The 13,177-nt window shown below is 57.2% G+C and carries 10 protein-coding genes; all 10 read right to left on the bottom strand.

Going from position 1 to position 13,177, the window contains the following annotated elements:
- Positions 1-52: 52 nt before the first annotated feature.
- The 10 genes from E0E37_RS17015 to E0E37_RS17060 all read right to left on the bottom strand — a co-directional run bounded on the left by E0E37_RS17015 (position 53) and on the right by E0E37_RS17060 (position 12,981).
- On the bottom strand, positions 53-1,339 hold the full coding sequence (locus tag E0E37_RS17015) for a glycosyltransferase (RefSeq protein WP_165445426.1): 1,287 nt from the start codon (positions 1,337-1,339) through the stop codon (positions 53-55).
- A 79-nt stretch (positions 1,340-1,418) separates the two neighbouring features.
- Positions 1,419-3,620, bottom strand: coding sequence for a polysaccharide pyruvyl transferase CsaB (csaB, locus tag E0E37_RS17020; protein WP_130864171.1), 2,202 nt, complete (start codon positions 3,618-3,620; stop codon positions 1,419-1,421).
- A gap of 60 nt (positions 3,621-3,680) precedes the next feature.
- Positions 3,681-6,698, bottom strand: coding sequence for a phosphodiester glycosidase family protein (locus E0E37_RS17025; RefSeq protein WP_130864172.1), 3,018 nt, complete (start codon positions 6,696-6,698; stop codon positions 3,681-3,683).
- A gap of 147 nt (positions 6,699-6,845) precedes the next feature.
- Positions 6,846-7,301 carry a hypothetical protein gene (locus E0E37_RS17030; RefSeq protein ID WP_130864173.1) on the bottom strand — a complete coding sequence of 152 codons (456 nt, stop codon included), beginning with the start codon at positions 7,299-7,301 and terminating at the stop codon, positions 6,846-6,848.
- Between the two features lie 138 nt (positions 7,302-7,439).
- A complete protein-coding gene (locus E0E37_RS17035) occupies positions 7,440-7,820 on the bottom strand; it encodes a type II toxin-antitoxin system PemK/MazF family toxin (RefSeq protein ID WP_456298052.1) in 381 nt (126 codons plus the stop codon).
- A complete protein-coding gene (locus E0E37_RS17040) occupies positions 7,792-8,067 on the bottom strand; it encodes a CopG family ribbon-helix-helix protein (protein WP_130864175.1) in 276 nt (91 codons plus the stop codon). The genes E0E37_RS17035 and E0E37_RS17040 overlap by 29 nt, the downstream gene beginning before the upstream one ends.
- 178 nt (positions 8,068-8,245) lie before the next feature.
- Positions 8,246-9,097: an NAD(P)H-hydrate dehydratase gene (locus E0E37_RS17045; protein WP_165445427.1), complete on the bottom strand. Its 852-nt coding sequence runs from the start codon at positions 9,095-9,097 to the stop codon at positions 8,246-8,248.
- 234 nt (positions 9,098-9,331) lie between these two features.
- A complete protein-coding gene (gene mgtE / locus E0E37_RS17050) occupies positions 9,332-10,708 on the bottom strand; it encodes a magnesium transporter (protein ID WP_246019771.1) in 1,377 nt (458 codons plus the stop codon).
- Between the two features lie 398 nt (positions 10,709-11,106).
- Positions 11,107-11,406, bottom strand: coding sequence for a ribosome assembly RNA-binding protein YhbY (yhbY, locus tag E0E37_RS17055; protein ID WP_130864177.1), 300 nt, complete (start codon positions 11,404-11,406; stop codon positions 11,107-11,109).
- A 120-nt stretch (positions 11,407-11,526) separates the two neighbouring features.
- On the bottom strand, positions 11,527-12,981 hold the full coding sequence (locus E0E37_RS17060) for a basic amino acid/polyamine antiporter (protein ID WP_130864178.1): 1,455 nt from the start codon (positions 12,979-12,981) through the stop codon (positions 11,527-11,529).
- Positions 12,982-13,177: the final 196 nt, after the last annotated feature.

Consider the following 13,177-nt stretch of genomic DNA (forward strand, 5'->3'; position numbering starts at 1 on the left):
TGATCCAGCCGAAAAACCATCTCCGCTGGTATTTTGCGCGATCCGGCCACTGTTAAAACAGTCCCTTTTTCTTCAGGATCTCCTCCATCTGCTTCACCCGCTCATCCCAGGAGCAGGCCCGCCCCAGGAACATGCGCTTTTCCTTTTTCGTCTGGCCGCAGCGGGACGCAGCGCTTTCCCACTGAATTTCAGACGCTGGACGGTCTGTTGCCGTTTCTGAACAGTCCTTAGCCGTTTCCAGACCCTCTGCCTCCCTTTCCGGAGGGTCCGCGGCCGGCCCTGACTGGTCGCCTTCCGCCAGCGCCTGACGGCAGGCCTCTACAAAGTCCTCTTTGTTATGGGCAATGTACACCACATCGGCAAAGTCCTGGACCTGAAGCGGCTCCCCGGTGCTGACGATGGGCTTTCCGGTAGCCAGATACTCGTAGAATTTCAGAGGGCTCACATCTCTGGACAGACGTCCCTCCCGGAAGACGTTGAGACAGACATCGAAACTGCGGATATAGTCCGGCAGCTCTGTCTGAGGTACCAGTCCCTGCAGACGAATATTTTTTCTTGCTTCCAGAGGACTCAGATCTACCCCCGGCAGACTGCGGCCGATCATGACCACCTCGCCTTCCGGCCAGGCGTCGGCCACGGCGCAGATACAATCGTAATCGATACATTCCTGAAGCATGCCCACAAAGCCGAATACCGGGCGGCGTTCCGCCTCTGACGGCGCTGCAGATCCCGTCTCCGCCGGTTCCGCCGCTTTGGAAAAGATCTCATAGGCCGCCCCGTTGGGGATCATCACCGTACTGTCGTTGTAACCGGACAGCGTGTCGTAGAGTCCCTGGGCCGTGCAGAACACCTGATCGCTTCTGCGCGCCAGATCTTCCTCCATCTTGTCCACCACCGCCGGATCGATCTGCCCCTGATAAGCGGAATGCCTGTCCACACAGTCGTAGACCACGCCGCTGTTGGGGATCAGGTCCACCAGATCGCAGGAAGTGGGGGAATAACACCAGAGGATGGGACGGTCGAACCCGTGCTCTCTTATCTTTTCATTCAGAAATCTGGCCAGACGTTTCTGGTTGCGTCGGTTGATCCCCCGATATCTGTTGAAAAAAGGCAGGACCGGCGGCGGTGCATAGACGGTCACATTGTCCCGGACCTTCTCTCCCGATCCCTTCCAGGCGGTAAGTCTGGACCTGGTCTTCTTATCCTTGATCGGCGCGATCCAGCTCACGGGAGGGTCGATATACAGTATTTCCGCGTCGGATAGCCGATTCATTACATTCTGCTTCCGCGTGGGAATAGGGAAATAATTCGATGTTGATATACAGACGATCTGTCTCACAGGAGACCTCCTATCATTGACTGACATTTATACATGTATGCTCTTCGGATGCCGTTGCCCTGCCCTGGCAGCAGTCTCTCTACCCTCTGGCCTGAGTCAGCAGGCGTTTTGCCGCTTCGCCGTTTCTGCGCTCCATACTCTGCAGTCTGGCGGAGATCTCCTCCGCCCGGCTTCTGCCCAGCTCCAGCACCTGATCGATCTGATCGCACAGCTGTCTCTCGCTCTCAAGCTCGGCCAGCGGTATGCAGGCCGTGGAGCCGATATCCTTGATGAAGCTGTCCACCTTCACATCATAGGAGACGCCTACCACAGGGCTTCCTCCTGCCGTGGAAAAGATCAGGGCGTGGAGCCGCATGCCCACCACCGCTTCCATGGAGGACAGCATGCCGATGAGATCCTCCACCGGGTGCTTTTTCTGACAGCAGTAGTAGGGCGTGTCCGCAGACAGCAGTCCTGAGACCCGCGCCCCCGTGGCGATATCCTTCGGGATCTCGATGGGGAGAAATACCGGCGTCAGCCCGTATTTCCGGTACGCGTAGTCCGCCGCTCTCGCCACGTATTCGGGATGACGGAACTCCGGCCAGTTTCTCAGGCAAAAACCGATCTTCTTCACATCCATGGGGATACCCTCCGAGCGGAAGGCCTCCTCGATGACCAGCGGCGACGACTTTCCGATATTTACGGTGGGGTCCGCCGCCAGAATGATCTCAGGCTTGTCCACTCCGATCTCAGAAAGCAGTTCCAGCGAAACGCTGTCTCTCAGCGTAATGATCTCCGCCGTGCGGTTCAGCACCTTGCCGGCCAGTCTTCTGTTCCGCCGCAGACGGATGGGGCCGATGCCGCAGCCGTACATGACGACCCGGCATCCGCACATCCTGGCCGCCACCAGAGTAAACAGATAAAAATAAAGGGATCGGGAGGAGGTGACGTCCTGGATCAGGCTGCCTCCGCCGTTCACGAAGATCTTCGCCTTCCGCAGGCTGCGGATGAAAGCGAAGACGTTAAATATATAGAAGGAATTGGCCTTGTTGGCCACCTTCGTCTCTTCCTTATTTCTGGACATGATCCAAAAAGGCATGTCGCTGTCGATGGCCCGCAGCTGAAGGAGTATAGCCTTCAGAATAGCCTCGTCGCCGGCGTTTCCCCGGCCGTAAGCTCCGCAGATCACCGCGCCGTTTCTCCCCTTCTGCGCCTTTCTGCGCATGATGGTCTCGTAGACCTTCTGCTGGTCCTCCTTCATGCGCTGCAGAGAAAACTCCGTCTTCGCCTTGCGGAAAAGATTTTCAGCCAGCGTCCGCCGCAGCTCCTCGTCCACGGAAAGGCGGTATATGTAGTCCGCAAAGGTCTCCACATCGCCGGGTTCAAAGAGAAAACCGCTCTCGCCGTGTTTGATCAGCGAGGGAATGCCGCCCACTCTGCTGGCCACCGCCGGACAGTGCTCGTAAGCCCCCTCCAGCAGCGAATACGGAAAGGTCTCCGACAGGGAGGCCAGCACGTTGATGTCCACACGGGAAAAATAAGCCTGGATATCGCTGATCCAGCCCTCGAAGGTCACCCGCTCTTCCACGGAAAGCTCCCTGGCCAGCGCTCTCAGCTCCTGCTCGTCCTCGCCGGTCCCCGCAATGGAAAGACGCAGGCGCGGATTCTTCTGATAAGCGATGGCAAAAGCGCGGATGACAGTTCCGATGTCCTTGATGGGAGTCAGACGCGCAGCAATACCGATGACGATATCGCCATCGGTATTGATTGCCTTTGCTTCCTCTTTGGCTCTGGAAAAATCCAGCCCATTGTAAATGGTAAAAATACGGTTGGGATCAAACCCCCGCTCGATGAGATTCTGCTGCATACGGTCCGCCACAGCCATATAATAATCCATCCTGCGCAGCGCCATGGCGTTGATGACACCATAGGTATACTGCTTCAGCGGCATTCCCATATAGTCCAGCTTGGGATCGGAATGCACCGTGGTCATGACGGGAATATGACGCAGCATTTTCACCAGCACGCCCATCATGTTGGCCTTGGCGCCGTGACAGTGGATGATGTCCGGGCGGAACCGGTCCACCTCGGCCAGCGCCACCCGGAAATCCTTTACAGGACTCCAGCTGTTGTCCATATCCACCGTATTCAGTCCCATCTCTCTGGCCTCGTTGGCCAGAACTCCCTTGCGGAAGCTGAGCAGCAGCAGCTCATTGTCCGCAGAGAGTTCTTTCGCCAGTGAGAGAATATGTGTTTTTCCGCCGCCGATATCGCCGCCGGCCGCAAAAAGCATGATTTTCATAGGTTTGGCTCCTTCTCCGCCTCGTTCGTCCTTCGCGATTCCAGTGTACTGACCCGTTTACTAGTTCAGTCCGAATATGATGCTGGCTACCTGCGCTCTGGTCACGTACTGGCCGGGCCAGATCCTGCCGTCATAGCCGGACACCACGCCCTGAGCCACCAGCGTCTTCACATAGGGCAGCGCCCAGGCAGACACCGAAGCGCTGTCGGCGAACTGGGCGGCCAGATCGGCCTCCGCATAGCCCCGTTCCTGAGTGTGACCGATCACGGTCATGACCTCCTGCCGCGTAATGGGGCCGGTAGGACTGAAACTGAGAGATCCGTCCGCGGAACCTCTGCCGCTCATCAGGCCGGTGGCGTACACCGCCTTCACGGCGGGCAGCGCCCAGTCAGGGATCGACGCCTTATCGGCAAAAGGCAGCTCCGTGTCCGCATACTGCGCGGTATCCAGCTTCAGCCACTGGACCATGACGGATGAAAACTCCGCTCTGGTCATATTCAGGCTGGGGAAGTATTTCGTCGTGCCGTCGGGCTGGACCCGTCCGCTGATAATGTTCTGATTGTACAGGTAGACCGTGGCCTCCTCCGCCCAGTGGTCGCCCATGTCGCTGAAGGGCTCGGACTGGCTGGTTGCCGCCACTGTTACGCCCACCCGTTTGACGTTTCCGCTGGCGTCGGTAGCCTTTACCGCCGCGCGGTGCGTTTTTCCGTCTGTTACGGGCAGCGTGGCCGTCAGTTTCTTCGTGGACGCGTCGTAAGTGAAGGAGACCGCCTTGCCGTCGCAGGTCACTTCAATGTTTTCTCTGTCCAGCTTTGTATCGATATCGTCGGAAACGGTAGCGCTCAGCGTCTGCCCCGTAACGGACGCTGTGACGGAAGGCGCCTGATTGTCGATGAAGTATCCGTAACCCGCCATCATCTGGTCGATGTAGATGGTTCCGGCGCTCTTGCCGCCCTTCAGATTGATGTGGATCCCGCTCACGCCGTCGGCTCCCTCGGGAAGCGTCACCGTTACCTGTTTCCAGCCGCTGAAGTCCAGCGCGATCTCTTCCGTCTCCGCGGCGCCTGTGTCGGTAGTGGCTTCCAGACTCACGCTGTTTCCGGAATTGTCGCCGTACAGCCAGAAGTTCATCATGGACGGCGTCTTGCTGAAGCTCATGGTAGCCGGCACAGTCAGCTTGGAAGAACCTGTATTCCCTCCGTCATAAGCCAGTTTCAGACTCTTTTCACCGTTGTGCACCAAAGCCAGATCCTTCTCTATGGAAGCGTTGACGCCGGACAGCTCCCCGGTGGAAACCGTCAGCGTATCGCCTTCAAAGTCTTCGACTCTCTCGCCCTGACTCACCACGTTCACCGTCACGCTGGCAGTCTTGCCGCCCACGCTGGCCGTGATGGTCCCGGAACCTCTTGACATGGTGCCCGGCGTGAAGAGTCCGTTCTCATCCACCGTTCCGATGTCCCCGGAAACACTCCAGTTAAAGCACTGTCCCTGGGCCACCAGATCCACGTTGTTCTTCACCGCGGAACCAGAGAACTGGAAAGTAGTTCCCACCGGCACCGAAACAGCCTCCGTGATCTTCTCGCCTGTGGTACCGTTGGTGATGGCGATGCTGTCGGGATCGGTGACGATCCGCACTTCCACGGAACCGTACGCGCCTCCGCCGCTGACCTCCACCTTGCCCACGCCGGCCGTGTGGCCTGCCGTGTAGAGTCCGTCGTCGTCTATCTCACCCAGCGAATCGCTGTCGTAGCTCAGAGATCCCGGCACCGACGCGGGGTAATAATTGGTATCTGTCGCCTTCACGGTGTACTGCTGTCTGGCCCCCGCCAGCAGATACTGGCTGAAGGGATAGAGATGCAGTCCGCCCAGCGATCCTGTGGAGCCGCCTTCGCTGACCAGCAGAATATAGTTTCCGCAGCTGCGCAGGGAACCCCCGGATGGTTTGTTGATGGTATTCACATCGCTGTCTCCCGGATAGAGAGCCAGCAGCGCCGTAGAGCCCCCTCCGTCCAGATTGACGGCTTCCGTGCAGCCCAGTTCGATCATGCGGCCCGCTTCCTCCTGAAAGGTTGCTCCCGCGCTGTGCCCCGTCTGTCTTCCGTCCACCGTGTAGAGGATCACAGTACCGTCCGACTTGATGCCAAAGGCTGTCCGGGGCTGTCTGCCCCCGGTGCCCGGCGCCACGTTGACGCCTCTGGTCACCAGCTTTTCGCCGGCGCCCACCGCGTAAGCCACATCGTTCCAGGCCTCGTCCGCGTTAAAGGTAAAGGTGATCTCGTCCCCCGCCTGAAGCTCCTTGAACTGAGCCAGCGTGGTGGCGTAAGGACTGTTGGCCGCCACGGACAGCACTACTTTTCCCTCCGCAAGGGCCGTTGCGCCGGTGGCTTCCGTGATGGAATCCACCACCCCTTTCATGGTCTGGTTGATCCGCGGCTCGCCCTCTGTGATGGTAATGACCGCGTTGATCGTGGGGATCGTGGCCTTATTGGTATCGTTGAACGCATCCGTGTAGAGCACCACCCCCGAAGAGGCTGTCACCACTTTATTCATGTGGATGCTGCTCAGACCGTAGGCGAAGCACTGCGCCTCCGCCTTGATATTCAGATTGGACCGTCCGATCATGGCCGATCCGTCCTCCATAAACGCGATGCAGGTGTTTTTGCTGCTCTCGGAAGTCTTGATGACCCCGTCCTGGATCACCAGACTGTCCGCCACGCCGTTTGACATGGTAAAGTAATCCGCGTTGATGCCCGCCACCACGTGCTGGCCCGCGGCTTCCGCGTAGGAGATCACCGTCTTGAATCCGGCGGCTCCATATATGTCGTTTCCGTATGCCACCACCGGCTTGACTCTGCCTCCCGGTGTATAGGACACGTAGTTTTCCGTGATCTTATCGCTGAGCGCCGTACTGTAAAACACGCCGTTGGTCAGCTGTGTCTCCCATGTGGTCTGTATGTTTCTTTCAATGATCTGGTTTCCCAGTGATCCGGCCCAGGCGCCGACTGCCCCCAAGGGTCCGGCGGCTACCGCCGCTGCGACGATTGACGCGATCACGCGTCTGAAACGGTTTGACTTCATTGTTTCCCCTTTGCCCCCTCTTCCTCTGTGCTTTGATCTCAGTTCTTATTCTTCCAAAAACAGACAAAACGCCGGTCCCGGCCGGGCCCTTCGCTGTCTGCTGAGTTCTTTTCTTCATTTCCAGTTTTTCCGCCGGCCTGGGGCAGTCTACTCAATGGAGTACTCTCCCTTGATCATCACCCAGGCTTTCAGTTTAGTCTGTATCCCTCTTCCGTCCGCCATAGGGACCAGCAGGTGATGATTTCTCGTCACGGTCGTCCCGCCTTTCAGGTCCACGCCAGCCGTCAGATCAGAGATTCCGTCCACACCGTTGTCCACGGCCGTGGCCTCTCCGCCCCGCAGGATCATCTCCGTGCCGGCTCCGCCGATGATCTTTCTGCCTGCCTCCACTTCTACCAGCTGGAACACAGCCGCGCTTCCCGTGACGGCGCCCCCGGAGCTATTGGAGCCTTTCAGCTCCGCGATCCTCTGATCCACATAGCTCTTTGTCACCACCGGATCGTCCTCGGATCCCGGGCTTCCCGCAGCGGCAGCAACGGCAATGGAGCCTGCCAGCAGCAGGATGACTAAGGAAATGATGAATACGATTTTGTTTTGTTTCATGTTTCTCTCCTTGCTTGGTTTCTGCGAAAGATTGGGGACGCGGCCCGTGCCGCTCTTCCTCACGCTCCCTGTCTGTATGCGCAGGGAGGCCCCGGGGGGCCCCCTCTGCTGTCTCCGGTCCTCCGGGACCTGGAAATTTTAAAAATCTATGATCCCCAGGCTGATGCTCAGGGCCTCGTTGGTCCGCTCCATAATTTCGTCGTCCACGCGGCCGATCTTCTCTTTCAGACGGCGCTTATCGATGGTTCGAAGCTGTTCAAGAAGCACTACCGAATCCTTGCTCAGCCCGTGTCCCTTCGCCGTGATCTCCACGTGGGTAGGCAGCTTCGCCTTATTTATCTGAGAGGTGACAGCCGCCACGATCACCGTGGGGCTGTATTTATTTCCAACATCGTTCTGTACGACCAGCACAGGCCGCACACCGCCCTGCTCCGAGCCGATTACCGGACTCAGATCGGCGAAGTAGATGTCTCCTTTTTTCACTATCAAGTCATTCACTCTCCAATAATATATTTTCATACACAGCGAGATCCTCTTCGTCCTCCGCCAGTCCTTCTTCGGAAAGTTTCAGATTCAACATGCCCATCTCCCGATAGCCCTGTTCCATCTGTACCCGTATCCGGGTCTTTTCCCCTTCCGCAAGATAATGGACGATGGCTTCGCGGACCCATTCGCTGCGATTCTTATTTTCAGCCTTTAAACAGTCATCCACCCGGTCCAGCAGTTCTTCCGGCAGGCTCAGGATGATCTTCTTGGAGTTTGACATATTGTTTCACCTCAATCCTTCTGCGACTTGATCAATATACACACGTCTATATACTATTTGTATATCCGTTATTATATATATTCAGTCGTCCGGTGTCAAATGCCACATTCCTCCATCCTGAGGCCCTGCCCCCTGTACGAAGCTGCTGACGCCGCGTTTTTCAGCCGTCGAAGCCCTTTTACGCTCCGGCGATCCGCGCGATGGCAATTCCCGTAAACTGCGCGATATCCGAGGCCATCAGGCCGTATTCGCCCAGCTTTTCCGCGCCTATATCCCCGGCTGATCCGTGGATATAGACTCCGGCAAGAGCGGCGGCCAACGGTGCAAGTCCTTGTCCCGCCAGGGAAGATATGATCCCCGTCAGAACATCCCCGCTGCCGCCAGTGGCCATTCCGGGGTTTCCTGTAGTGTTAATATATGTTTCACCACCCGGTGTTGCCACTATGGTGCCTGCTCCCTTCAGCACCGTCACAGCTCCGTATTGTTCCGCCAGACGCCGCGCGCAGCCCGTCCTGTCGCCGTTGATCTCCGCTGCGCCGCAGCCCAAAAGCCTTCCCGCTTCCCCCGGATGGGGCGTGATGATCAGCTCCGCCCGGCGGCCTTCGATCAGCGTTTTGTCCCCGGCCAGAAGATTCAGCGCGTCCGCGTCGAGGACCGCAGTTCCGTCCAGTTGTCTCAGTATTCTCTTTATCATACCGACATTTTCTTTCTCAGCTCCAAGTCCAGGACCGATTGCGGCTGCCTGGCACCTGGTCAGGTCCAGACCCTCCGCGTCCTTAAAACGGGGGACACAGGTAGCTTCCGGAAGGCTCCCGTGTATGACCGGAAACAGCGGCTCGGGAATACAGATCCGAAGCAGTCCCGCTCCGGAGCGCAGCGCCCCTCTTCCGCAGAGTACGGCGGCTCCCGCCATGCCGTGGCTTCCCGCCAGTTCAAATACCGTACCGCAGTTTCCCTTATGTAGTTGTCTTTCCCGCTTCTGTAGAAAAGTGTTGACCAGTTCCCCGGTAATTAAACATGGTTTGTCCATCTTTTTCATCTTTCCCGGCTACGCCGGCGCCGTCCGTCTCAGCCCGCTTCCGCCGCGGATCTTCCAGCCCGCTTTCGGCGCCCATGGTTCATCCCCTGTGCGATCTGTTCGTCCGCATCTGTTCTTATGGGATCTGCCCTTATGTGATCTATCCTTATGTAAACGGAAAGGCCGCTCTCCGCACGGGGCCGGATCCATCTGCGATCCGGCGGTACCGTAACAGGCGGCAGCCTTCTAAATACCCAGTATGGCGGTAGCCATGGCAAAGTAGGTCACCACGGATACCATATCCGTCAGCGACGAGATCATGGGGCTGGCCATGAGAGCCGGGTCGATGCCTACCTTCTTAGCCGCCATGGGCAGCATGCTGCCGATGGTCTTTGCCGCGATGACGATGACGACCATGGCCGAGCTTACGGCCAGGGCCACCAGGGGCCCCTCCCCGTCAAACCAGCATATCCTTGCAAAATTCAGCACGGAGAGCACCGCGCCGATAATGATGCCGATGCGCAGCTCTTTCCAGAGCACCCGCCCCACGTCGGCCAGATCGATCTCCTCCATGGCCATGCCTCGAATGACCAGTGTGGCCGACTGAGAACCGGAGTTTCCGCCTGTTCCCATCAGCATCGGCATGTAGGCCACCAGCGAGATGACTTTGGACAAGACCGCCTCAAAGCTGGCGATGATGCCGCCTGTCACCACATAGGAAAGCATGAGGACGAACAGCCAGGGCAGCCTGTTTTTTACATGGCGCCACACGCTCATGTCCAGGTATTCGCTGTCGCTGTCGTCCAGAACGCCGGCCATTCTCTCAAAGTCCTCGGTGTTCTCTTCCTCGATGACGTCCAGTATATCGTCCACGGTGATGATGCCCACCAGCCGTTTCTCATTGTCCACAACGGGCATGGCAAGAAAGCCGTATTTTTTAAATGTATTGGATACGTCCTCCTGATCGTCCAGAACGTTGACGTATACCATATCCTCGTGCATGTACTGTTCCACCGTGTCCCCGTCGGGAGAGACCACCAGCGTCCGCAGGGAAACGATACCCTGAAGCTTGCGGCCCTTGTCCTTCACATAGCACGTGTACACGGTCTCGCTGTCCATCCCCACTTCCTTGATATGCGCCATCGCCTCCGCGATGGTCATCTCCTTGGACAGCTCTATATAGTCGATAGTCATCAGGCTTCCCGCGCACCCTTCCGGGTAGTTCAGGAACGTGTTGATGATCTTTCTTTCTTCCTTCGTCGAACGGGACAGGATCTTGTCCACGATATTGGCCGGCAGCTCCTCCAGCACGTCGATCATGTCGTCGAAGGACAGCTCGTCGATAATGTGCCGGATCTCCCGGTCCGTAATGCCGTTTATGATCGCTACCTGATCGTCGGACGGCAGGTAGGAAAATACCTCCGCTGAGATGCTCTTGGGCAGGGTCCGGAACAGCACGATGGCGCGGTCCAGATCCAGCTCGTCGATGACCTCTTCCAAAACCTCGGCGATATCCGCCTCGTTTCCGTTTTCCAGAAGCGCTTCTCTGGCCTTGGCGTACTTCTTTTCTTCCAGCAGCGCCAGAACAGACTCGATCAGCGTCTGCATTCTTTCATTCTCCATTGGAATAGCCTCCTTTCGGTTCGTCCCAACCAACAAAAGAATCAGACGCTCACTGCCGTTTTCTTCTCACGGCTGCGTTCCGCGCTCCTCACGGAAAGGGCGGGGTCTGCGCATATGGATTCGATCCTCTGTGAAAGCCGGGACATTCTTATTTTCGATTCTGTTCTACTGTGACTGGGAACAGGTTCCATCTGCTTTCACTTCCTCTCTCGCTTCCATATATAGAGTCATCATTAACTATAAAATTATACTCAACCGGGGACTTTTTTGCAACCCTTACGGGTCCATTCTTCCCCGGGCAGAATATTAAGATTTGGTTACGCCTGAGGGGGATCTCCGTCTTCCTCATGAAAAAAGAGACCCTGCCCCTCCGGGCAAAGCCTCCTGCCGCTCCGGTCCTATCGGGGCAGCTCGATCTTTCTGTTTTCCTTATTCTTAGCCTGTCTGTAAAGCGTAAAACGGCGGCCGATGGCCTGCACGAACTCCGCGTTCAGCTTTTCCGCCACCCCGTTGGCCATCTCCTTTGGGTCTGCGTCGCATCCCTCCTGGATCTTCACCTTCACCAGTTCTCTTGTCTCAAATCCGTTCTCCATCTCCTTCAGGATATTGTCCGTCAGACCTGCTTTTCCAATGTAAACGGTGGGGTTCAGCTCATGGGCCAGAGACTTCAGATAGCTTCTCTGCTTGCTTGTAATCATGTCTTTCTCCTTTTTTCGCACCCGGCGTAAAGCGGCGCCTTCCGTCTCGCCGTGTCATACTTCTCGATTATACACAGGTTTTTTCCAAAAGTCGAGAGGAGATTCCCATAAATCCGCGGATCAGAACGGCCGAATGACCCCTTTGGCCAGAAGGGCGGCGGATATGACGAACAGGACCGCCACCGCCGCCAGAAAAAAGCGGTCGGTCCGGCTTCCAAAATACGGCTGCCCCTGTTCCCGTCTTCCTTTCATATACACGAGAATTCCAGGTGCGTAGAGCAGCGCGGTGATGAGCAGATTGACCAGTCCGCCTGCATAGAGCATCCACAGTCCGTAGATCGTTCCAAGCAGCGCCGCCAGCCACGCTCCCGGCGAACGGCCGCCCTCGATGTTGCTCAGTCCCTCCCCCCGCATGACGATCTTCAGGTAATACAGCGCGCTCAGCAGATACGGCACCATGATCATGCTGGATGAGATGACGTAAAACACCTGATAGCTGGATTCATTGAAGTAGAGAAGGATCAGAAACCCCTGGATGATCACGCTGGTCAGAAGCAGGGTGTTGGACGGCGCCCCTTTCTTATTCTCCACGGAAAAGAACCGGGAAAAGGCGCCGTTCTTCGCCGCCTCGAAGGGCGTCTCCACCGCCATGATCGTATGCCCCAGCGTAGCGCCCAAAAGCGAGATGGCCACGCCCACGTTGACCAGCGCGGCGCCCCAGCCGCCCACCACCCGCTCCATAACGCCCGCCAGAGGCGGATTGCCCAGGGCCGCCAGCTCCTGACGGCTCATCACGCCCATGGAAAGCATGGAGATCATCACGTAGACGGCCAGCACGCAGAGAAAGGAAATGATGGTGGCACGGCCCACGTCCCTGGCGCGTTTTGCCCGGCCGGAGATCGCCACCGCTCCTTCGATCCCGGTAAACGCCCAGACGGTGGTGAAGGTGGTAGCCTTGATCTGCTGTCCCAGCGGCAGGCCGCCGGGCTCGCCCCAGAAGTTGTCCACGAAGATTCTCCAGTGAAAGGCGCGCAGAAATACCACCGCAAGAATAACGGTGAACACCGGGATCAGCTTGGCCACCGTCACCACCAGATTGACGGCGGCCGCCTCCGAGACGCCCCGCATGATAAACCAGACGCAGATCCACCAGATGACAGAGCATCCTACGACGGAGGCCAGATTGTTTCCGTGGCCGAACACCGGGAAGAAGTGTCCCAGCGACGCAAAGAGCAGCGTGAGAAAGGATACGTTGGCCAGCAGCTCGCTGAGCCAGTATCCCCAGGCAGAATTAAAACCCACAAAGGGACCGAATCCCTCCTTGGCGTAACTGTAGATACCGCCCTTCAGTTCAGGCTTGCGCACGGAAAGACCGTAAAAACACAGCGCCAGCGCCAGCATGCCCACGCCGCACACGATCCAGCCGATGAGCACCGCTCCGGTGCCGGCGCCGCGGGCAGCCAGATCGCCGGACATGGTGAAGACGCCGCTGGCGATGGTCGCTCCCACTACCACGCCGATCAGCCTGAGCAGATCCAACCCGCCCGGATTCGTAATTTCATCACTTTTTTTCATAGAAGCTCCTCCTTATCCATCCCGTTTAGATTGCTCATTTTATTCAGAAAATACATCATATTTTCGATCCCCCTTCAAAATTACAAAATCAAACAAATGTTTACCGCAAATATTTCGACATTTCAAAAATATCTCCTTAAAATATATTTTACATCCCCAAGTATTGACTATGATTTTTCAGTGTGCTACATTTAAG

This window comes from Bacilliculturomica massiliensis, assembly GCF_900605495.1.
Lineage (GTDB): Bacteria > Bacillota > Clostridia > Peptostreptococcales > Anaerovoracaceae > Bacilliculturomica > Bacilliculturomica massiliensis.

Excerpts from the sequence above, each read along its gene's own strand:
- csaB (WP_130864171.1), bottom strand. The coding sequence starts at position 3,620 with ATGAAAATCATGCTTTTTGCGGCCGGCGGCGATATCGGCGGCGGAAAA.
- E0E37_RS17025 (WP_130864172.1), bottom strand. The coding sequence starts at position 6,698 with ATGAAGTCAAACCGTTTCAGACGCGTGATCGCGTCAATCGTCGCAGCG.
- E0E37_RS17060 (WP_130864178.1), bottom strand. The coding sequence starts at position 12,981 with ATGAAAAAAAGTGATGAAATTACGAATCCGGGCGGGTTGGATCTGCTC.
- E0E37_RS17045 (WP_165445427.1), bottom strand. The coding sequence starts at position 9,097 with ATGGACAAACCATGTTTAATTACCGGGGAACTGGTCAACACTTTTCTA.
- yhbY (WP_130864177.1), bottom strand. The coding sequence starts at position 11,406 with ATGATTACAAGCAAGCAGAGAAGCTATCTGAAGTCTCTGGCCCATGAG.
- E0E37_RS17035 (WP_456298052.1), bottom strand. The coding sequence starts at position 7,820 with ATGAAAATATATTATTGGAGAGTGAATGACTTGATAGTGAAAAAAGGA.
- E0E37_RS17030 (WP_130864173.1), bottom strand. The coding sequence starts at position 7,301 with ATGAAACAAAACAAAATCGTATTCATCATTTCCTTAGTCATCCTGCTG.
- mgtE (WP_246019771.1), bottom strand. The coding sequence starts at position 10,708 with ATGGAGAATGAAAGAATGCAGACGCTGATCGAGTCTGTTCTGGCGCTG.
- E0E37_RS17040 (WP_130864175.1), bottom strand. The coding sequence starts at position 8,067 with ATGTCAAACTCCAAGAAGATCATCCTGAGCCTGCCGGAAGAACTGCTG.